The organism is Citrobacter amalonaticus (genome assembly GCF_002918555.1).
In the GTDB taxonomy this organism is placed as follows: Bacteria; Pseudomonadota; Gammaproteobacteria; order Enterobacterales; family Enterobacteriaceae; genus Citrobacter_C; species Citrobacter_C amalonaticus_A.
Map to the genome: position 1 here is coordinate 288,516 of NZ_PQMB01000003.1, position 20,712 is coordinate 309,227.

14 protein-coding genes and 3 tRNA genes are annotated in these 20,712 nt (G+C 55.7%); 6 read left to right on the forward strand and 11 right to left on the reverse strand.

Going from position 1 to position 20,712, the window contains the following annotated elements; translation table 11 throughout:
- Window positions 1-74: 74 nt before the first annotated feature.
- Together csdA and csdE are read left to right on the forward strand one after the other, a co-directional pair.
- Complete coding sequence (gene csdA, locus C3432_RS13915; protein WP_103777201.1) at window positions 75-1,280, forward strand: cysteine desulfurase CsdA; 1,206 nt, start codon at window positions 75-77, stop codon at window positions 1,278-1,280.
- A complete protein-coding gene (gene csdE, locus C3432_RS13920) occupies window positions 1,280-1,729 on the forward strand; it encodes a cysteine desulfurase sulfur acceptor subunit CsdE (RefSeq protein ID WP_103777202.1) in 450 nt (149 codons plus the stop codon). The genes csdA and csdE overlap by 1 nt, the downstream gene beginning before the upstream one ends.
- Here the strand turns inward: csdE and tcdA are convergent.
- Window positions 1,720-2,526 carry a tRNA cyclic N6-threonylcarbamoyladenosine(37) synthase TcdA gene (tcdA, locus tag C3432_RS13925; protein WP_103777203.1) on the reverse strand — a complete coding sequence of 269 codons (807 nt, stop codon included), beginning with the start codon at window positions 2,524-2,526 and terminating at the stop codon, window positions 1,720-1,722. The genes csdE and tcdA overlap by 10 nt on opposite strands.
- 76 nt (window positions 2,527-2,602) lie before the next feature.
- Entirely contained in the window at window positions 2,603-3,700 is a 1,098-nt protein-coding gene (gene mltA / locus C3432_RS13930; protein WP_103777204.1) for a murein transglycosylase A, read from the reverse strand.
- A 208-nt stretch (window positions 3,701-3,908) separates the two neighbouring features.
- Here mltA and C3432_RS13935 point away from each other — a divergent pair.
- From C3432_RS13935 to C3432_RS13945, 3 genes are all read left to right on the forward strand, one after another.
- Window positions 3,909-3,985, forward strand: a tRNA-Met gene (locus C3432_RS13935).
- 35 nt (window positions 3,986-4,020) lie between these two features.
- Window positions 4,021-4,097 (forward strand) — tRNA-Met (locus C3432_RS13940).
- A gap of 34 nt (window positions 4,098-4,131) precedes the next feature.
- Window positions 4,132-4,208 (forward strand) — tRNA-Met (locus C3432_RS13945).
- Between the two features lie 71 nt (window positions 4,209-4,279).
- On the opposite strand, the gene amiC is transcribed toward C3432_RS13945, so the two are convergent.
- The gene (gene amiC, locus C3432_RS13950; RefSeq protein ID WP_103777205.1) at window positions 4,280-5,533 is read right to left on the reverse strand and encodes an N-acetylmuramoyl-L-alanine amidase AmiC; all 1,254 of its coding nucleotides are present in this window, start codon (window positions 5,531-5,533) and stop codon (window positions 4,280-4,282) included.
- 233 nt (window positions 5,534-5,766) lie between these two features.
- Between amiC and argA the strand changes: the two genes are divergently transcribed.
- On the forward strand, window positions 5,767-7,098 hold the full coding sequence (gene argA / locus C3432_RS13960) for an amino-acid N-acetyltransferase (protein WP_103777206.1): 1,332 nt from the start codon (window positions 5,767-5,769) through the stop codon (window positions 7,096-7,098).
- 42 nt (window positions 7,099-7,140) lie between these two features.
- Here the strand turns inward: argA and recD are convergent, their stop codons facing one another.
- The 8 genes from recD to C3432_RS14000 all read right to left on the reverse strand — a co-directional run bounded on the left by recD (window position 7,141) and on the right by C3432_RS14000 (window position 20,685).
- The gene (recD, locus tag C3432_RS13965) at window positions 7,141-8,967 is read right to left on the reverse strand and encodes an exodeoxyribonuclease V subunit alpha (protein ID WP_103777207.1); all 1,827 of its coding nucleotides are present in this window, start codon (window positions 8,965-8,967) and stop codon (window positions 7,141-7,143) included.
- Entirely contained in the window at window positions 8,964-12,509 is a 3,546-nt protein-coding gene (gene recB / locus C3432_RS13970) for an exodeoxyribonuclease V subunit beta (RefSeq protein ID WP_103777208.1), read from the reverse strand. The genes recD and recB overlap by 4 nt, the downstream gene beginning before the upstream one ends.
- Window positions 12,502-15,390, reverse strand: a complete 2,889-nt coding sequence (ptrA, locus tag C3432_RS13975; protein WP_103777209.1) for a pitrilysin — start codon at window positions 15,388-15,390, stop codon at window positions 12,502-12,504. Before ptrA ends, recB begins: the two co-directional genes overlap by 8 nt.
- Window positions 15,391-15,567: 177 nt before the next feature.
- Window positions 15,568-18,936, reverse strand: a complete 3,369-nt coding sequence (gene recC / locus C3432_RS13980) for an exodeoxyribonuclease V subunit gamma (RefSeq protein ID WP_103777210.1) — start codon at window positions 18,934-18,936, stop codon at window positions 15,568-15,570.
- Between the two features lie 15 nt (window positions 18,937-18,951).
- Complete coding sequence (locus C3432_RS13985; protein WP_103777211.1) at window positions 18,952-19,272, reverse strand: prepilin-type N-terminal cleavage/methylation domain-containing protein; 321 nt, start codon at window positions 19,270-19,272, stop codon at window positions 18,952-18,954.
- Window positions 19,257-19,664: a DUF2509 family protein gene (locus tag C3432_RS13990; protein ID WP_103777212.1), complete on the reverse strand. Its 408-nt coding sequence runs from the start codon at window positions 19,662-19,664 to the stop codon at window positions 19,257-19,259. The genes C3432_RS13985 and C3432_RS13990 overlap by 16 nt, the downstream gene beginning before the upstream one ends.
- A complete protein-coding gene (locus C3432_RS13995; protein WP_103777213.1) occupies window positions 19,661-20,224 on the reverse strand; it encodes a prepilin peptidase-dependent protein in 564 nt (187 codons plus the stop codon). The genes C3432_RS13990 and C3432_RS13995 overlap by 4 nt, the downstream gene beginning before the upstream one ends.
- The gene (locus C3432_RS14000; protein ID WP_103777214.1) at window positions 20,215-20,685 is read right to left on the reverse strand and encodes a prepilin peptidase-dependent protein; all 471 of its coding nucleotides are present in this window, start codon (window positions 20,683-20,685) and stop codon (window positions 20,215-20,217) included. The genes C3432_RS13995 and C3432_RS14000 overlap by 10 nt, the downstream gene beginning before the upstream one ends.
- Window positions 20,686-20,712: the final 27 nt, after the last annotated feature.

Genomic DNA, 20,712 nt, shown 5'->3' on the forward strand with positions numbered 1-20,712 from the left:
TTCTGATGGTTAGCACAAACCTTGTATCAGCGCCAATTTTACGCCACGATCGGTTCACTGAACTGAGGAATACCATGAACGCTTTCAACCCCGCGCAGTTTCGCGCACAGTTTCCCGCCCTTGCTGATGCTGGCGTTTATCTCGACAGCGCCGCCACCGCGCTCAAGCCGCAAGCCGTCATTGAGGCGACCCGACAGTTTTACAGTCTCAGCGCCGGAAACGTCCATCGTAGCCAGTTTGCCGAAGCCCAACGCCTGACCGCACGCTACGAGGCGGCGCGGGAGAAAGTTGCGCGTCTGCTGAACGCGCCAGATGCTCAAACAATCGTCTGGACCCGCGGTACGACTGAAGCTATCAATATGGTGGCGCAGAGCTATGCCCGCCCCCGCCTGAAGCCGGGCGATGAGATCATCGTCAGCGTTGCCGAGCATCACGCCAACCTTGTTCCCTGGCTGATGGTGGCAGAGCAAACGGGCGCAAAAGTGGTAAAACTACCGCTGAATGCCCAACGGTTGCCGGACATTGAACGCCTGCCGGAACTTATCTCGCCACGAAGCCGCCTCCTGGCACTGGGACAGATGTCTAACGTCACCGGCGGCTGCCCGGATCTCGCACGCGCGGTTACCCTCGCGCATGAGGCCAGAATGGTGGTGATGGTGGATGGCGCACAGGGCGTGGTGCATTTTCCTGCCGATGTGCAGCAGCTGGATATCGACTTTTATGCCTTCTCAGCCCATAAACTGTATGGCCCTACCGGTACAGGCGTGTTGTACGGTAAGCCAGAGCGACTGGAAGCCATGTCTCCCTGGCTTGGCGGCGGCAAAATGATTAATGAAGTCAGCTTTGAAGGCTTTACCACCCAAAAAGCGCCCTGGAAGCTGGAGGCTGGCACGCCTAACGTCGCCGGAGTCATTGGCCTGAGCGCGGCGCTGGAATGGCTGGAGGATATTGATATCGCACAAGCTGAAAGCTGGAGCCGCGGTCTGGCGACCCTGGCGGAAGATGCGCTGGCGCAGCGCCCCGGCTTTCGATCCTGGCGCTGTCAGGATTCCAGCCTGCTGGCATTTGATTTTATTGGCGTTCACCATAGCGATATGGTTACGCTGCTGGCGGAATATGGCATCGCCGTTCGTGCCGGTCAGCACTGCGCGCAGCCGCTGCTGGCTGAGCTTGGCGTGACGGGAACCCTGCGCGCCTCTTTTGCGCCTTATAATACAAAAAGTGATGTGGATGCGCTGGTTAACGCCGTTGACCGCGCGCTGGATATACTGGTGGATTAATGACAAGCCCAATGTTTGCCGGACACCCGTTTGGCACGACGATAACTGAAGAGACGCTGCGCAATACCTTTCTCCCACTTAGCCAGTGGGAGGAGAAATACCGTCAGCTTATTTTGCTCGGTAAGCAACTCCCTCCCCTTCCTGAGGCGCTAAAAGCCCAGGCCCAGGAGATTGCCGGATGCGAAAACCGCGTCTGGCTGGGGTATAGCCTGACGGCAAATGGCACAATGCACTTTTTCGGAGATAGCGAAGGTCGTATTGTGCGCGGCCTGCTGGCGGTACTCCTCACCGCAGTGGAAGGAAAGACCGCGGCAGAGTTGCTGGAGAACTCCCCGCTGGAACTGTTTGATGAACTGGGTTTACGCACGCAGCTCAGCGCGTCCCGCAGTCAGGGGCTACACGCACTGAGCGAGGCAATCGTCCTGGCAGCGCGACAGACTCAGGCCTGACGCGCCGCTTTCGCCATCATTTTCTTCAGCGCATGGGAAACCGCCACAAAACCAAAGCTGGCGGTAACCATCGTGGCGGCGCCGAATCCGGATGCACAATCCATCCGCTTTGGCCCTTCCGCCGTCGCTTTCATCGCACACACGGAGCCATCCGCCTGCGGATAAACCAGCGCTTCCGTTGAAAACACGCAGTCCACGCCCAGCTTACCTTTGCTGTTTTTCACCACGCCAAAATCGCTTTTCAGTCGTTCCCGCAGCTTCGCCGCCAGCGGATCCTGGATCGTTTTCGCCAGATCAACGACCTGGATCTGGGTCGGATCAATTTGTCCACCCGCCCCGCCAGTGGTGACCAGCGGGATTTTATTGCGCCGACAATACGCTATCAGCGCCGCTTTCGGACGCACGCTGTCAATCGCATCAATGACATACGAAAAACCCACGCTCATATACTCCGCGACGTTATCCGGCGTCACAAAATCATCCACCACGGTCACCCGGCACTCCGGATTGATCTGGCGGATACGTTCGGCCATCACTTCCGCTTTCGCCAGCCCGACATTGTCACGCAGCGCGTGGATCTGGCGGTTGGTGTTGGTCACGCAAACGTCATCCATATCGATGAGCGTAATCGCGCCAGTGCCGGTACGCGCCAACGCTTCTGCCGCCCAGGAGCCTACGCCGCCGATACCGACCACGCAAATATGCGCATCGGCAAACAGTTGCAACGCTTTTTCACCATACAGACGCGCGGTGCCGCCAAAACGCTGACGCCAGGCATCACTTATTACAACAGACATACGACCTCAGAATTAAAAAGGGTGAGATTATCCTCACCCTGTCTTATCCGTAGAAATGGTGTTCAGAATACCACAATCAGCCGCTAAACACGTTACCCGCGCCAGGTGCATTCTTAAGCACCCATACGCGACCGTAGTGGTTATACCAGCCTGCGCGGTGTCCGGCGTCCGGACCGATTCCCTGGTAAATATCGAAGTGCTGGCCTTTAATCGCCCCACCGACGTCCAACGCCACCATCAGCCGCAGCTCATACTGGCCGTTAAACTTGCCGTTGTCGTCCAGCAGCGGCACTTCTGCCAGCAGCGTCGTACCGGCCGGGATAATGCTGCGGTCAGAGGCCACCGAGGCGCGACCAATCAACGGCACCGCGCTGGCACCCTTCACCGGCGCAAAAGATTGTGGTTTAAAGAAGACAAACGACGGGTTCTGCTCCAGCAGCTCGCGCACTTCCGCTTCGCTGTGAGTTTCGCCCCAGTGACGAATGGCCTGCATCGACATATCTTCTTTCTTCACTTCACCACGGTCGATCAGCACCTTGCCGATACTGCGATAGGCGTGACCATTTTTACCGGCATAGCTAAAGAAGTTGAGCGGGCTGCCGTCGCCAAAATCGATATAACCGCTGCCCTGTACGTCCATGATGAAGTTATCCATCAGAGAGTTGCTGTACGCCAGAATATAGCTGTCGCTGAGCGCACCGGAGTAGATCTCCGCGCGCGAGGGTAAACGACCACGCTTTGGCGGCATACGATATATAGGATACTGGAATTCGCCCTGACGGGTATGACGCGCCTGGATAACAGGCGTGTAGTAACCGGTAAACTGTACGTTGCCGTAGTTATCCGCCCCTTCCATCTGCCAGGCGTCCAGCCCAAACTGGCGCATTGTGCGCGTATCCCCACCGGAACGCAGCCACTCCTGGACAGCGTTGTAGATATTACTCTGATTGCCATACAGACGCGGAGAAGCGCTGCGGATCTGATTGACTTGCTCGGCAAAATCTCCGGCGTTAATTGGCGCGCCTACGGCATCTGGCTGGTTCACCAGTGAGAAAGGCTGGGTAAATTTCCCATCTTTATACTGCTGTCCGCGATCGGTTGGTTTTGAGGTACAGGCGGCAAGCATTGCAACCACCGCCCCCATAAGAAGGTAATTTACCCAACGTCCTTTCATGAGCTCTCGTCTTTTAGCTGTAAATCATGCGCAACGAAGATAACAAACCCCCGAACCTAATGAAATGCGCAGAGGCCTCCTGAAGCAAATCTCGCACAAAAAACGTACCAAAGTGTTTTGTTTTTGCACACTTTCATCCTGATTTCGTGATCTGGATGAAAAAAGGGTTGCATGAAAATGTTAGCAGAGTATAGTGCGCATCCACGGACGCGGGGTGGAGCAGCCTGGTAGCTCGTCGGGCTCATAACCCGAAGGTCGTCGGTTCAAATCCGGCCCCCGCAACCAATTAAAATTTGATGAAGTACAAAGCAGTACGGTGACGCGGGGTGGAGCAGCCTGGTAGCTCGTCGGGCTCATAACCCGAAGGTCGTCGGTTCAAATCCGGCCCCCGCAACCAATTAAAATTTGATGAAGTACAAGCAGTACGGTGACGCGGGGTGGAGCAGCCTGGTAGCTCGTCGGGCTCATAACCCGAAGGTCGTCGGTTCAAATCCGGCCCCCGCAACCAATATTAAACACCTTAACGGGTGTTTTTTTGTTTCTGCAGTCCGTAAAAAAGCGCCTTTCAGCGCTTTTTTATTATCCCCTTCTCGCCAGCGTCGCCCCATCGGCAAAGTACGCTTTAATCCCCGCCAGAATTGACTCCGCCACCTCCTGCTGGAAGGTCGCCGTTTTGAGCTTGCGCTCCTCTTCAATATTACTGATAAAGGCCGTTTCCACGAGGATAGAGGGAATATCTGGTGCTTTCAGTACCGCAAAACCAGCCTGCTCGACCTGATTCTTATGCAGATTATTCACCTTTCCGAGTTTGTTAAGCACGGCTTTACCAAACTTCAGGCTGTCAGCAATGGTCAGCGACTGCACCATATCGAACATTGTGTGATCGACATAGCGATCGCCGCTTTTGCTGACGCCGCCGATGAGGTCCGAGGCATTCTGGGTCTGCGCCAGATACTTCGCAGCGGTACTGGTCGCCCCTTTGGTCGAGAGCGCAAACACCGACGACCCCCGGGGCTGGCGACTGGTAAACGCATCGGCGTGAATCGAAACAAAAAGGTCCGCACGCTGCTTCTGGGCTTTCGCTACGCGTACCTTCAGCGGAATGAAGATATCTTCATTGCGCGTCATGTAGACCTTCATGTTGCCCTCTTTCTCAATCAAGGCACGCAGACGGCGGGCAATCTGTAGCACCACATCTTTTTCACGGGTCTTGTATTTCCCGACCGCGCCGGAGTCTTCCCCACCGTGCCCAGGATCGAGCATGATCACAATGGGACGATCGCGTCCGGCTTTACCCGGCTGCGGCCCACTCTGCGCTGGGGGTACCTGCTTGTCCAGATCGCCTTTGTTGTAATCTTCAAGCAGCGCCAGCAGCGGATCCTGCACGTCCTGCGCGTTGGCTGGATAGAGATCCATCACCAGGCGTTCCCTGAAGCCTGCCACGGGCGCAAGGGCAAACAGCTGCGGCTTTACGTTCTGCTTCAGTTCAAACACCATGCGCACGGTTTGCGGATCAAACTGTCCGACCCGCGCCGACTTGATGAAAGGGTCATCAGCGCGGATCTGCGTCCCGATCCCTTTGAGTACCGAATTCAGGTTCACACCTTCAATATCCACGACCACGCGTTCAGGATTGCTCAGGGCAAACTGCTTGTATTTTAACTGATGATTCGATTCCACCGTCACACGGGTGTAGCTGGATGCAGGCCAAATACGAACCGCAACGACCTGACTGACCGCAGCCAGGCTGACCTGGCTTACGCTCAATAGCCACATGGCGCCTGCCCCTTGCAGTAAACGACGGCGGCTGATTGGTGAATTGGATCCTGACATACTTCTCCCGAGCAAAACAAACCTAACGATGGTCTTCGACAAAACGCCTGAATTGACCGGAAACTTTAGCGAATGACGCATAATCTGTCATCAATAAAAGGGTAAACTTTCTTTTAGTATTCACGGCATTACTGGGAAAAAAGTTCGATGGGATTGAAATTTGCGCTTGCGCATGAGGAAAAAACAGAATAAAAATACACTAATTTCGAATAATCATGCAATGAGGGTGTGCCGTGGTGAAGGAACGTAGAACCGAACTGGTACAGGGATTCCGCCATTCTGTTCCCTATATTAATACCCATCGGGGAAAAACGTTTGTCATTATGCTGGGCGGCGAAGCCATCGGGCATGAGAATTTTTCCAGTATCGTCAATGATATCGGGCTTCTGCACAGCCTCGGCATCCGCCTGGTGGTGGTGTACGGTGCGCGCCCGCAAATCGACGCGAACCTGGCCGCACACCATCATGAGCCGGTATATCATAAGAATACGCGCGTGACGGATGCGAAAACTCTTGAACTGGTTAAGCAGGCGGCAGGGACATTACAGCTGGATATCACCGCCCGGCTGTCTATGAGCCTGAACAACACGCCGCTTCAGGGAGCGCATATCAACGTGGTCAGCGGCAATTTTATTATCGCCCAGCCACTAGGCGTGGATGACGGCGTGGACTACTGCCACAGCGGGCGCATTCGTCGTATTGACGAGGACGCTATCCATCGCCAACTGGACAGCGGCGCGATTGTCCTGATGGGACCTGTCGCCGTCTCGGTGACCGGGGAGAGCTTTAATCTGACCTCTGAAGAGGTAGCCACACGGCTGGCCATCAAACTGAAGGCGGAGAAGATGATTGGCTTCTGCTCGTCGCAAGGGGTTACCAACGACGACGGCGATATCGTCTCCGAACTCTTTCCTGACGAGGCTCAGGCACGCGTTGAGGCACAGGAAGAAAAAGGTGATTATAACTCCGGTACCGTACGGTTCCTTCGCGGCGCGGTAAAGGCCTGCCGCAGCGGCGTACGCCGCTGCCACCTGATCAGCTATCAGGAAGATGGCGCGCTGTTGCAGGAGCTGTTCTCCCGCGACGGCATTGGAACGCAGATCGTGATGGAAAGCGCGGAGCAGATCCGCCGCGCCACCATTAATGATATCGGCGGGATCCTCGAACTGATCCGCCCGCTGGAGCAGCAGGGTATTCTTGTCCGTCGCTCCCGCGAGCAGCTGGAGATGGAGATTGATAAATTCACCATCATTCAGCGCGATAACATGACCATCGCCTGCGCGGCGCTATATCCGTTCCCGGAAGAGAAAATCGGCGAAATGGCCTGCGTGGCGGTCCATCCGGATTATCGTAGCTCATCGCGGGGCGAGGTGCTGCTGGATCGGATTGCGGCTCAGGCAAGACAAACGGGTCTGAGCAAACTGTTCGTACTGACGACTCGTAGTATCCACTGGTTCCAGGAGCGCGGCTTCACCCCGGTGGATATCGATCTGCTACCCGAAAGCAAAAAAGAGATGTACAACTATCAGCGCCGTTCCAAGGTGTTAATGGTGGATTTGGGATAATCCGCCAGGCCGGATAAGCGCAAGCGCCATCCGGCATTTTTCTCACCGTGTTTCATTAAATAGCGCTGAAAGTCCACTGCGACGCTCGGTGCGGGTGGCGACCGCGCCGCTCAGGATTCGATCATCGGCATACAGCGACAGACGCTGCCGCGCACGGGTTACCGCAGTATATACCAGCTCACGCGTCACCACTGGTGAGCGTTGCGTGGGTAAAATCAGCGCGGCATGATCAAACTCTGAACCCTGCGATTTATGCACCGTCATCGCCCAGGTTGTCTCATGTTCCGGCAAACGGCTGGGCTGCACGGACTTAATGGTGCCATCCGGCATAGCAAACCAGACCCGCAGTCCCTGACCTCTGTCGAGCGCAATACCGATATCGCCATTGAACAACCCCAGCGCGCTATCGTTGCGCGCAATCATCACCGGTCGTCCTTCGTACCAGCGGGAATGCGGATGACGTTGAATGCGACGCTTTTGCTGCATCGCCTGTTCAATGCGTTCATTCAATCCCGCCACCCCGAAGGGGCCTTCCCGTAACGCGCACAACAGCTGATAACGATTAAATTCATGAATGATTACCGCGGGTTCAGCCCTGTCGCGCAACAGTTCCAGATAACGTCCGTACCCGGACAGAGCCTCATCAAGCATCGCAATATAATCGTCACCGCTTTGCAGCACACGTTTTTCGATATCGCTAAAACCCTGCTGGAATACCGCATGAATTGCCGCCTTGTCGCCACGATTAATCGCCGCGGCCAGTTGACCGATGCCGGAATCACTGCCAAAACGGTAACTTTTTTGCAGCAGACAAAGGCTGTCGCGCAGCGAGGCGGCTTCCGCTCCCGCTCCTGCCGGAACGGGCAAGCCGGTCAGGCGGCTCAGCTGCTTCGCCCGCTCTGGCGTAAAACCGGCGTTCACATATGCACAAATATCACCCAGCACCGCCCCGGCCTCGACCGACGCAAGCTGATCGCGATCGCCAAGGAAAATCACCCGCCCATGCGCCGGTAAGGCATCGATCAACCGCGACATCATCGGGAGATCGATCATTGACGCTTCATCAACCACCAGTACGTCAAGATGCAGGGGATTTCCCGCATGGTGACGCAGGCGTTGGCTGCCGGGCTGCACGCCCAGCAGCCGGTGCAACGTGCTGGCATCGTCCGGGATGCGTTTCTTTTGCTCATCGGTTAGCGGCAGCTGGCGCAACGCCTTGCCGAGCGACTCGGTAAGGCGCGCCGCCGCTTTCCCCGTGGGTGCCGCCAGACGAATGCGGCAGCGCTCGCCGTCCGCCATCTGAATCAACGCCGCCAGCAGTTTCGCCACCGTCGTCGTTTTGCCGGTCCCCGGCCCGCCGGATATGACTGAAATGCGACGCGTCAACGCCACGGCAGCGGCGACTTTTTGCCAGTTGATGTCGCTTGTGGTCGGGAAAAGATGCTCCAGCGTTTGCGTCAGCTGCGCCTCATCGACCTCGATGGCCTGATTGACCTCGCCGAAAAATCGGGCAACCGTTCGTTCGTTGCGCCACATTCGATTCAGATACAGCCGATCGCCGGAGAGAACCAGCGGCGTCGGACGCTCTCCCTGGCTCACCGCGTCGGAGGCCAGCAGGCATTCGATCCACGCTTCCGGTTTGCCCACCTCATGGCACAAATCGGCCAACAGAGGTGGCAGATCCTCTTTAAACATCAGCTGCGAGAGCGGCAAACAGACGTGGCCTTCTCCCGCATCGCGGCTCAGTAGCGCTGCGGCCAGCGTAACGGCGGGTTCATTTTCCCCCGCCACCGCCAGCGCAAATTGGGCGTCCAGAGGCCGCAGCTGCTTTTGCTCAACGGCTTCCAGCAATCGCTCCTGTAACGTCATTGCGCTTCCTCCACGTCGGCTCCGGCAAACATCTCATCCATCAGCGCGATCAGCTCACCATCTGGTCGGGTCGCGTAAATCCCCTGCTGCGGTTGTTCGCTATCGACACCGCGCAGGAACAGATATATCACACCACCAAAATGGCGCTCGTAATCATAATCCGCAATGCGGTGGCGCAGATAACGGTGCAACGCCAGGGTATAAAGTTGATACTGCAAATCGTAGCGATGCGCCTGCATTGCTGCCGCCATCGCCTGCTGTGTATAGGCCGTGCTATCTTCACCCAACCAGTTAGATTTGTAATCGAGCAGGTAATAGCGTCCCTGATGACGGAAAACCAGATCGATAAAGCCTTTCAGCATACCGCGAACCTGCATGAACTCCAGCGGAGGGCAGCCTGCGGAGAGCGGATCATACTGGCGGATCAGCGCATCCAGCTGGCTGGCAACCAGCGGTTGAGCAATCGGCAGATAAAACTCCATCTCCACCTGTTTCTCACGTGCGGAAAGCTGGTTCAGACTCACGCCGGAATCATTGAGCGGCGCGCGCAGAATGGCGTCTGTCCACTGGGTGATTACGGGTTCCCAGTGCGCATCATAGCCGCCCAGCGCCAGCTTCTCCCGCACCCAGGCGGCATCTGTCGGTTGGGTAAAATCGAGATCTTCAAACAGGCTGTGCAGGAAGGTACCGGGCGACGCACCGCGCGGAAACTGGTGAGGTGTGAGTACGGGTTTATCCAGCACTTCGCCGACGCCAGCGGCATCCACGTCCAGTCGCGGCATCAGCTCCTGCGCAATGCTATGCCCGCGCTGTTGCAGACCGGAATAACTGGTCACCCGCCAGCTGTCTCCAGGCATACGCTGCATCATCCGGGCGCCCAGCCGTTCACGCTTCTCTTCACAAGCCAGCCAGGGTTGTGTATCAGGATCCTCAGGAGTTCGACAGGCAATATCTTCACCGCAGATAGCCTCAATCGCCGCGCGCAGTCCCGCCGCATCTTTCGGTTCACCTTTTTGCAGCAGCCGCCCCAACGCGCTCAGATGCACATCGGTATCACCTTTCTTATCTCCGCGACGACGTACCAGCGGCGCGACGCCAAGACTGCAATGCCACACTGAACGGGTCAGCGCCACGTAGAGCAGACGCAAATCTTCCGCCAGCCGCTCGGCTTCCGCCAGCTCCATGCTCTCCTGCGCTTCACTGAGATCCAGCACCGCTTCAAACGAACTGCGGTCGTGATAAAACGCCTGATCCTGTATACGGAAATGGGTAATAAAAGGCAGCCAGACCAGCGGGTATTCCAGCCCCTTGGATTTGTGAATAGTGACGATCCGGACCAGATGGTTGTCACTCTCCAGCCGAAGCTGCTGGCTGGAGGCATTGCTGTCCGGCTCAAGAGTATGCTGCGACAGCCAGCGTAGCAGCGCATGCTCGCTTTCCAGCTGCGAGCCTGCTTCCTGCAACAGTTCGCTGATATGCAGAATGTCAGTCAACCGACGCTCTCCGCCAGCGGTTGCCAGCAGGTTTTCCGCGATATTGCGCGCCGATATCAGCGCCCGTAGCATCGGCATAACGCCGCGTTTTTGCCAAAGTTGCCGATAACCGACAAACTCCTCAACCACCGCATCCCAGGCGTTTTCGTCGCCATTGAGCATTTCAATATCAAGTGCGGTTAATCCCATCATTGAGGTCGCCAGCGCACTGCGCAGCGTGGTTTCACGTTCCGGCGTCATCACTGCCTGCAACAACCACAGCAGCTCCTGCGCCTCCAGCGTTTCAAACACGCTGTCACGGTTGGAGAGATAGACAGAGGGAATCGCCAGTAGCGTCAGCGCGTCGCGCACCTGAGCCGCTTCCTGACGGCTTCGCACCAGCACGCAGATATCCGAAGCCCGTACAGGACGCGAGGCGTTGCCGTTAACAAGAAGCGCCTCGCCGGTTTGCCCCGCTTTCAGCCAGTCACGAATCTGCGTGGCGCATACCTGCGCCATGTAGCTCTGGTATTCACCCACGCCGCAGCTTTCGCCTTCCATCAGCCACATTTTCATCGCTGGCTGCGTTTCGCCGTTAAACACAAATCGCAGAGATCGATTTTTCTCTGCCGATTTTACCGGCTGGAATGGAATTTCGCGGAACATAAAGGCATCGTCCATCTGCTTAAACAGCGTGTTAACGCTGTTGACCATGCCGGGGGCGGAGCGCCAGTTCGTATCGAGCGTATAATGCGCACTCACCTCGCTGCGGGCCTTCATGTAGGTAAAGATATCCGCACCGCGGAATGCGTAAATAGCCTGCTTGGGATCGCCAATCAGCAACAACGCCGTTTCCGGCTGATGCTGCCAGATCCGGCGAAAAATACGATACTGCTGAGGGTCGGTATCCTGGAATTCGTCAATCATCGCAACAGGAAAACGGGTGCGGATCGCGGCGGCCAGCGCATCACCGCTTTCACTGCGCAATGCCGCATCCAGGCGGCTGAGCATATCGTCAAAACCGAGTTCACCACGACGCCGCTTTTCCCGCGCAACCGTTTCGCGGATCTCCGCCAGCGCCCGGGTGATCACCAGATCGCGTATCGTCAGTGGTTCAGATAACAACCCATCAATGGCGACAAACAGCGGGTGCTGAGGGGTTACGCCGCCCGCTTTGGTTCTCTCTTCCAGAAAGCGCTGGGAAAATTTTCCCAGCGCCTCAGGCAACTGGTAATTTTGCGTCTCTTCCTGCGCCCACGCGGTGATCTTTTCGATCCACTTAGCCTGATTGCTCCGGTTGAACTTCCGACGATCGATCCCTGAGGATTCGAGCAACTCTTCCAGCTCTGCGGCACTTGCGCACCATTGCTGTTTTATCTCATTGATACGCGACAGAATCTGCGCATGGCGCGAAGCCAGCGTTTCATCTTCTGGCGGCGGGGCTTTAATGACCGGCACTTCGCCCTGCAAATAGCGGTTGATATCCCGCAGCAGCGCCTGTGGGCCTTTCCACGTCTCAAAGACAACCTGAGCAATGTCGCGCGGGAGCGGGTAGCAGTGACGACGCCAGAAATCCGCACAGGCCTGATAACGCAGAAGCGATTCATCTTCAATCAGCTGCTGTTCGAACAACATGCCGGACTCAAATGCGTTCAGACTCAGCATGCGCTGACAAAAACCATGGATCGTAAACACCGCCGCTTCGTCCATCTGCCTTTCCGCTAACAGCAGCCACTGCGCCGCCTGCTTTTTATCGACAATTTCGTCCAGCAGACGGGCATACAGCGGATTTTCTGTCGTTTCGCGCAGACAGGCGATACGCAGTTCATGGATGTTGCTGCGGATTCGGCCACGAAGCTCTTCCGTCGCGGCCTCGGTAAAGGTCACGACGAGAAGTTCTTCAACGGTTAGCGGGCGGGGAAAGGCGGCAGAGCCGCCCAGTCCAAGTAGCAGACGCAAATAGAGCGCTGCGATAGTAAAGGTTTTGCCAGTGCCAGCGGAGGCTTCAATCAGGCGCTCGCCCGTAAGAGGCAGGCGCAGAGGATCAAGGGACTCGGCGACATCATTCATTCTTTTCACTCACCAGGGGCATAGTTTGCTGCAACGCGCTGACGTTCTGCCACACTTTCCAGCCTTCCGGGTGCACATATTCTGCTTTCCCGTTCTGGCTACCGGAAATCTGCGAAAGTATCGCCATGCCTTGCGGCTCCACCACCGCCTGATGGAAGAAATCGGCAAGTTTTTGCGGCGTCAGCAGTTTTATCTGAGCCACAATTTTATCACGTGAATCGAAGCGCATATTACCGCGATCGAAATCTTTGCTCAGCTTCGACGCTTCTTCGCCCAATGTCTGCGGTGCCTGCAGCATTTGAGCAATCATCGCCTGCTGAATTTGGGCGAATTCTTCAGGCTTCATTGCCCGTAGTCTCGCCTCCGCTGTCGGGAAGAACGCCTTATAACGCTCCCAGAGATAAGACGGCTGTTTATCACTGCTTTGCAGCAGGAAACCCATCCCCCACTGGCGACCAACGCTCATCGGAAAGGCAAATACCGCGTAGCCCAGCTGCTCTTCAGTGCGTAACTGGTTGTAGAACCAGGGCTGAACAATTTGTCCTGACATCGCGCTGTAGGCAGAGCTGGTATATTCATCATATCCCGTTGGTACGAACACGGCGGCCAGTGCGGAATCAGTGCTGCTGCCTGCTTTCTCAAAGATGACGGACTGCTTTTTATCCACCCGCACATCCTGGTTGCGGCACCACTCAGAGCCATTCGCGGCTAACTGTTTCTGCACATCACGCGCCATGCTCTTCGTTTGTGCTTCGCTCATGTTACCAATAACCAGAAATTCCGGACGAGCCCCTGCTTTCAAGCGGTCGCGATAGGTCATCACCTCTTGCAAAGAGACTGACGGCAGCAGCGCCCGACGCTCTTCCCGCGAGAAGTAAGGCACCTGCGAAATCATCTGTACCGGCATGATTGCCTGCTCGTAGGCCTTGCCCTTTTCCGCCGAATCCAGCATCTGAGCATACCAGGATTTCGCCTGTTCCAGCTGCTCATCTGTCGCCGTGTAGCTGAAATACCCCTCCAGCAACGCCTGGAACAATTGAGGCAGACGCTGGGTGTAGCCGTTGGCGTTCAGCATCAGCCCGTTATTGGCATTAGTGGAAAAACCAATGCCCCCCACTGCGGCCTGATTACTGAGCTGGTCGAGCGCTATCCCCGCCAGATAATCGTTGAGGGCGAACATCACCTGATTTCTGGCGCTGTCCATGGCTTTTGGATTACGCAAAATCACGCTGACGTCCGCTCTAGGTTCGCTGGCAAAATACCGGCTCGGCGAGTAGACCACACGCAGATCCGGCTCATCAACAATCAGCTCCGGATGCGCGTATTCCTTTTCTGGTTTAATCAGCGAGAAATCATCGGGAATATAGGGGTTCAGCTCAGGTAATGACAGCGCGATGCCCTGCGCTTTTTTCTGCCAGTCAGCAAACGTCTGTTCGCTGATTTTATTCACCTGATAAGGCGCATCAACAAAGTAGGCTGTCTTGTTATGAGGCTCTTTTGGACTGATGTACCAGATACGCGCATTTTGCGGCGTCATCATATCCAGACGATCTTTGATTGCTTTCGCGTCATAACGATCGGCAATGTTGACGGCATCCAGCGTATGCGCCACCGGCACGCGAATCATCGTATCCGCCAGCCATTCGACATAATCCATATCACGAGTGATCGACGGATAGCGGAAGTCGAGATCCAGCACGTGCGCCAACTCATCGAAATAGCGTTTATCCACACCATTTTCGCGTAACAAATTGAGATAACTGAAGATTGCCGCAACGACTTCATCACGGTTCGCCAGACCTTTATCTGTAAGTGTCGCAGAAATGGCCAGCACACCGCTGTTACCGTTGACCACCGGATCGGAGTCAGCACGAATGCCCTCCACTAAGCCCTGCTTTTGCAGCCAGTCAGAAAGCGTGCCCGGGCTGCGGTTGCCGATAAGATAGGTTATCAGCTCGTCCGTTTTGCTACGAAACCGGGCACTGTTGTTGTCGATGCGAAATTCGACGCGCAGCACTTTACGCGGCAATGCAGGAACATAATGGATGACGATACCCTTTTGCGCATCGGTCACCACCGGTACGGTAATTTCCGGTTTTTCAATATTCTTGTTCGGCACCCGCCCGTAAGTTTGTGCAGCAATCTTTGCCAGTTCCGGCAGCGGTTTGTTGCTGTAGATCACCGCCTTCATCAGGTTAGAGGAATAGTACTTCTCATGAAAATGCCGAAGGGCCTGTTGCACCGGATTACCCGGTTTATCGCTCAATGTCTCAAGATTGCCGCCAGAAAAACGCGAACCGGGGTGTGCCGGATTGATGGTTTCTGCGCTCACCTGCGCCATACGCATACCGTCGCGAGTGCGCGCCATCGTCAACTCTGCATTTACCGCATTACGCTCACGGTCAGCATATTTTTTATCCAGCAGCGGTTCCGCAATGGCATCAGCCAGGCGATCCACCGCCCCGGGCAACGCATCATTTTCAACCTCCAGGTAGAAGGCCGTGCGGTAAGGCGCAGTGCTGGCGTTGTGGCTACCGCCGTGCATTTTGAGGAATTCAGCAAGGCTGTCTGCCTGTGGATATTTTTTCGATCCCATCAGACACATATGTTCAAGATAGTGCGCCAGCCCCTGGTGCGCATCCGGATCTTCGAGTGAGCCGACGGGGACCACCAGCGCAGAGAGTGATTTCACAGCCTGCGGATCGGATACCAGCAACACCACCATGCCATTATCCAGACGCACGGCCTGGTACTGACGGGTATCTTTGTCGCTTTTACGGATGGTTTCCGCAATGGGCTGCCAACCGGTATCTGCCTGACTTAAGGGCGCCCAAAGGGCGATAAATAACAGTAACGCTTTGAACCAGGTGCTGCGGGGCATTCACGAACCTCATCATTAACTTTCTTTACTGCTCAGATAAAACACTACGCAGGTGCATATCGGAACAGGGCAAGACTTTGAGCCAAATACGTCAGCATTTCGTATTGTAAAAATCAGTCCGTGACAGAAAGCGCATCATAGAGGAAGCGCCTCTGTTGCGCAATTTTTATACAAACATCAGGACTGATTAAAGCGAAACAGCGGTAACAGGTAGCGTTGAGACTGTGAAATGATGGCCTCAAAGGTATCAGGCTCCAGCTGACGCCACAGGCGCTGATACCAGATGTCATCCCCTTCACCACGAATAACCATGTTACCTTCGTAAGCCTGCAGAAACTTTGTGCGGGCTTTTTGTCGCGTCTCTTCATCATCTAACATGGCATCATTTGCCACGTCATAACAGGTTTTTATCCACGCGCCGCCGCTTTCCGGTAAGACCAGAAGCGGCGATGACATGCCCTCCCGATATCCTTCAATCAGTTGCGCCAGGTAAAACTGAGCCTGTTCTGCCGTAAGCGGTGGAAAACGCCACTCGCCTTCCTTGCGCAGGAGCAATCGGCTCTCACCTTTTCCCCCGCAGGCACAATAGACAAGGTGTTCCAGCCAAAGTTGCACGCCCTGGGAGACGCTTATCAATGAAGGGCGCCAGCGTAACAACCCCTCTTCCTGTACCTGCGGCAGCCAGCCGGTAAGCTGCACCCCATTACAGCACAGGTCTATCTCCATACTCTCTCCCGGCTGACGGCAGGCGACAATTTTATCGGCCAGCGCCTGCATCTCCTCGCGTTGTGCGTCCCAGAGGATTTCACCAAACGCCCCATACGGCAAATCGCCAGCCGCCCGGAAACGGCGAAACAGACGATCGGCATCCTCCTGTTCCACCAGCGTATTGAGCAATTGTTGATTAATTTGATAGCGGGTCAGCCCTTCAAGGGTGAACGGTTCCGTTTCCGGAATATCACTCTCTTCAGAGCGGAAATTGACCTGCAACCGCAACTGGAAAAATGCCCGTACCGGATGCGCCCAAAAACGCTGCAATGTCTCAAGCGTCAGTATCTCTGGCATGTTGAAGGGTAATGGCTGCACAAAATCAGCGTGAGCCAGCCCGGACTGGCTTGCAGCCGGCAGCCACTCGCTGGCATAGCTTTGCTGCTCACCCGGCAGGTAGTTTTGTGCATCAAACGGCATACGGGTGTGCAGACGCGTGATATGCGCTTTGACACGTATTTCACTCTCATCGCAGGTCAGCGCTTCATCACCCGGCAGGTAGTGGCTTTGACCGATGTAGTCCAGCAACTCCTGCACCAGCACAGACGGAAACCGTTCGCTGTTGTCCTGGATAGAACGGCCAATGTAGCTGATGTAGAGCGTTTGCTGCGCAGAAATGAGCGCTTCAAGGAACAGGTAGCGATCATCATCACGACGACTGCGATCTCCCCGCGTGGGCTTCTGGCTCATCAGGTCAAAACCAAGCGGCGCCAGTTGACGAGGATAAACACCATCATTCATTCCCAGCAGGCAGACCACCCTGAACGGGATAGAACGCATTGGCATCAGGGTACAGATATTCACCGGCCCGGCGAGAAAACGCTGGCTGATTCTTTCCTGGTCAAGACGTTGCGCCAGCTCATCGCGTAACAGCGAAAGCGGCACCTCCTCGTCATACTCTGCCCCCAGCCCCTCGGCAATAATGGCCTGCCACTGCTGCTCAATCAGCGTCATCGCGGCTTCGGTATCGGCATCCGGCAGGAAGAAATCGTTCAGCATGTCCCGACATACGGGTAACCATTCCTGCAGCGGACGTTCCTGGGCCAGTCCGCGCCGCCAGAGATTCAGTTGCATCAGCAATGACGCCAGATGCCCGACCAGTTCAGCAATCAACCCGCTGGATTCGTCATAAGGCAGAACGGACTGCCACTCCCCCTGCGCACTCTCCATCGCGTACCCCAACAGCATACGCGTCAGGCCAAATTGCCAGGTGTGCTGACCCGTCGCGGGGAGATCCAGCTCCCGCACGTTATCATCATCAATGCCCCAGCGAACCCCCGATTCGTTAACCCACAGACGCAGGTAACGCAGCCCTTCTTCATTGATATTAAAGCGCGCCGCCAGCACGGGAACATCCAACAGCGCCAATACATCTTCAGAAACAAAGCGGCTATCCGGTAGCGACAGCAGGCTGATGAACGCCTCCAGTACCGGATGAGACTGACGGGCGCGACGATCTGAAATAGCATAAGGTAAATAACGTTCTGCTGGCGCGCTGCCAAACACCGCCTGAATAAATGGGCTGTAGCTATCGATGTCGGCCACCATCACGATAATGTCTCGCGGGGTCAGCGTGGGATCGGCCTCCAGCATCGCCAGAAGCCGGTCGTGGAGAATCTCCACTTCACGCTGCGGGCTGTGGCAGACATGGAACGTCACGCTGGTATCCTGCGGATCGAGCCTGCGCTTATTGTCGCTACGGGAATATTCCTCCAGGCTGACGCCAGCCACCGCGCGGCTTTGCAGTTCCAGGATATCGGCCTGAATATTATGCAGCAGATTGTCGGGCGTCACGTCAACAAACGCATCCAGCTCCTGGCTGTTTTCCAGTTCTGAAAGCAGATAGATATAATCGCGACCCAGCTTGCCCCACGAAGCCAGCAGCGGATTGCCAACATCCTGCTCGCCGTCGCTGTTAAATAATCCTTCCGCATTCTGGCTGTCGCGAAACAGCGGCAGATGACGATCCTCAAAGCTGTGCCGCCGCTGACGCGCCAGCAGCTTAGCCAGATAAGAGGGATCTTTGATATCCCCCCAGTAGTAGCGACAGGGATTGGTAAACAGCAGATGAATCTCAATATGCTTACCCAGCGCCTGCAATGCCTGAAGATAGACGGGCGGCAACGCGGAAATACCGCAGATAAACACGCGGGAAGGCAACCCCGACGGGCAGTGGGTTGCAGACTCTAACGTCTGGATAAAGCGCTGGTAGAGATTCGCACGATGCCAGCACGGCTGCCCCAGCTCTGCGGTATATTCCACCAGCGCTTTCCATAATGGTGCCTGCCAGATCTGCGCGTCCCCTAATCCTTCCACCAGGCGCCCGGCTTGCCACTGCGTCAGCCATTCAGGGCGATACACCAGATACTGGTCGTAAAGATCTGCCGTACGTGAAGAGAGCTGAAACAGCTTACGCTTATCGGTATCATCCGTCAGATAGTGACGCAGGAGCGCAAATTCGTCCCGTTCCAGCAGCTGCGGCAGCAGCGTCATCAGCTTCCAGCTCATGCTCTGTTTGTTAAAAGCGCTCTCTTTTGGAATATCGGGCAATACGCGGACAAACATGTCCCAGATAAAGCTCGCAGGCAGCGGGAATTCAATATTGGCAGCAATACCAAACTTTTGCGAAAGCGTCATTTGCAACCACTGTGCCATACCGGTGCTCTGAACCAGAATCATTTCCGGCTCAAAGGGATCGTCCAGCCTTTCGCGTTCGACGATAAATTCCATCAACGCTTCCAGCACATCCAGACGGTTAGAGTGGTAGACCCTTAACATAGAGACTCCTGACGACTAACGTTTCGGGCAGTGCAGCTGCATCAGCTGACCTTGCCTGCCCAAAGGTGAAGAGAGTGTGACGCTGATGCTGACACATCCCGCCCGCGTTGTCTGCATTCGGTTGGCCTGCCAGTTCTCAGGTGGCGAAAACGAACGCAGTTGCGTCTGTTGCCAGGCATATCGCCAGAGCTGCTGGTACTGGTGTCTGGTGGCGAAACTGTTCATCAACACCCGTTGGTAACCCGACAACGCAGTGACGATCATAATCATCAGAACCAGCGCCAGCATCACTTCCGGCAAGCTAAAGCCGCGCTGAACATTCAGGGGATCTGACATCGCGTCACCTCCTTCAGCGGGCAAAAATCGCTCCAGCCATCTGGAGAAAAAACAACCTGCTCATCCACAATTTTCCCCAGTCGCCATAAAGATATTCCTGCATAATGCGTAATAAGTAGCACCGCATTATCCGCCAGTGTGCGCAGGCATACGCTGACCCCAGGGGTTGCATACTGCCGACACTGCAGGACGGACCGCGCTTGCCAGGACTGTACCCGGCCCCATTCTGCTGCCGACTGTACAACCGCCTGGCGCTGCAAAGCCTGACTTTCCGTTGTCACACGGGCGGCGAAGCTCCGCTCCTGTTGGTTAACGCCTTGTAATAGCAGGCTACCGAGCACCAGAAGCAGCAAAACCAGCGCCAGAGAGGAGCCCCCACGTTCACGGTTCACAGGTTGAACCCCGTTACGCTGTAGTACGCATCAATGCTCGTTTGCGGGTCTGCTTTACTAACGCCGCGGACATACAGCGTTATTTCTGGGGCAAATCCACTGATGTTATGTTGTTCTACTTTGAATGCCTTAATCCGTACCGTTGTCGGATCTGTCATCCTGTCCCATCCCTTACCTTCACAAGATGTGGCCCCGCGCAGCGTCTCCAGCATCTCGTCCTTGAGACGAAACCCGGTCTGGTCAGCCTCTTTCACCGGTGTGGTATCCCATTTACCGTTACTGTTACCATCCCACTGCACGATGAGACATGTCCCCTCACTGGCAATTATCAGCCCTTCGCCAACGCAGGTTCCCCGGCAGTAACCCGCCCGCTGCAGGTGCTTCGCCACCGTCCAGACACGCTGCCAGATCTCCTCTTCCAGCAAGACCTTGCGTGTGTTCTGTAAAATATCTCGCTGTAGTGCCGGTAAAAATCGTGCAGAACCCAGCAGTAAGACACTGCTTATCGCCATCGCGATCAGCACCTCCAGGAGAGAAAAGCCACGTTCGCTTACTGGCATGCTTGCACCTCATCACGCTCGCACAGACGAATTCGTCCCCAGGCGGATACCACCAGCCGCCACTCTCCTGCGCCGTTTTTCAGACGAATATGTCCCGCCCACGCGGTATTGCGTAGTCCGAAGAAGGCCAGCGAGGGAGTGACCTCGACAAGGTCAACATCGGCCCAAAGCGGCGTGAAAACCCACGGCGAATCTGGCGTACAGGTACTTTGCTCCGCAAGTGAACTGATAAGGCACCATGATGCCCCTTCCCTGCCAGCGGTAATGGTATGGTCACGATTGTGCCAGTTGGCGTCTTCGCGTAAATACAGCAGGTAATCTCTTGCCTGGCTGGCGGTTTGCCACAGCCGCTGCTGCTGTTGCCAGTGCTGCCAGCCATAGAGTCCTGTCGCGCTCAGCGCAGCAATTAACAGCATCGCGACCATGATTTCGATGAGCGTATAGCCCTGTTCTCTTTTCATGGCGGCAGTATGACGGGGGCGAAAATA

Bases quoted from the DNA above. Each gene is read 5' to 3' on its own strand.
- csdA (WP_103777201.1), top strand. From the start codon at position 75: ATGAACGCTTTCAACCCCGCGCAGTTTCGCGCACAGTTTCCCGCCCTT.
- csdE (WP_103777202.1), top strand. From the start codon at position 1,280: ATGACAAGCCCAATGTTTGCCGGACACCCGTTTGGCACGACGATAACT.
- tcdA (WP_103777203.1), bottom strand. From the start codon at position 2,526: ATGTCTGTTGTAATAAGTGATGCCTGGCGTCAGCGTTTTGGCGGCACC.
- mltA (WP_103777204.1), bottom strand. From the start codon at position 3,700: ATGAAAGGACGTTGGGTAAATTACCTTCTTATGGGGGCGGTGGTTGCA.
- amiC (WP_103777205.1), bottom strand. From the start codon at position 5,533: ATGTCAGGATCCAATTCACCAATCAGCCGCCGTCGTTTACTGCAAGGG.
- recD (WP_103777207.1), bottom strand. From the start codon at position 8,967: ATGACGTTACAGGAGCGATTGCTGGAAGCCGTTGAGCAAAAGCAGCTG.
- recB (WP_103777208.1), bottom strand. From the start codon at position 12,509: ATGAATGATGTCGCCGAGTCCCTTGATCCTCTGCGCCTGCCTCTTACG.
- ptrA (WP_103777209.1), bottom strand. From the start codon at position 15,390: ATGCCCCGCAGCACCTGGTTCAAAGCGTTACTGTTATTTATCGCCCTT.
- recC (WP_103777210.1), bottom strand. From the start codon at position 18,936: ATGTTAAGGGTCTACCACTCTAACCGTCTGGATGTGCTGGAAGCGTTG.
- C3432_RS13985 (WP_103777211.1), bottom strand. From the start codon at position 19,272: ATGTCAGATCCCCTGAATGTTCAGCGCGGCTTTAGCTTGCCGGAAGTG.
- C3432_RS13995 (WP_103777213.1), bottom strand. From the start codon at position 20,224: ATGCCAGTAAGCGAACGTGGCTTTTCTCTCCTGGAGGTGCTGATCGCG.
- C3432_RS14000 (WP_103777214.1), bottom strand. From the start codon at position 20,685: ATGAAAAGAGAACAGGGCTATACGCTCATCGAAATCATGGTCGCGATG.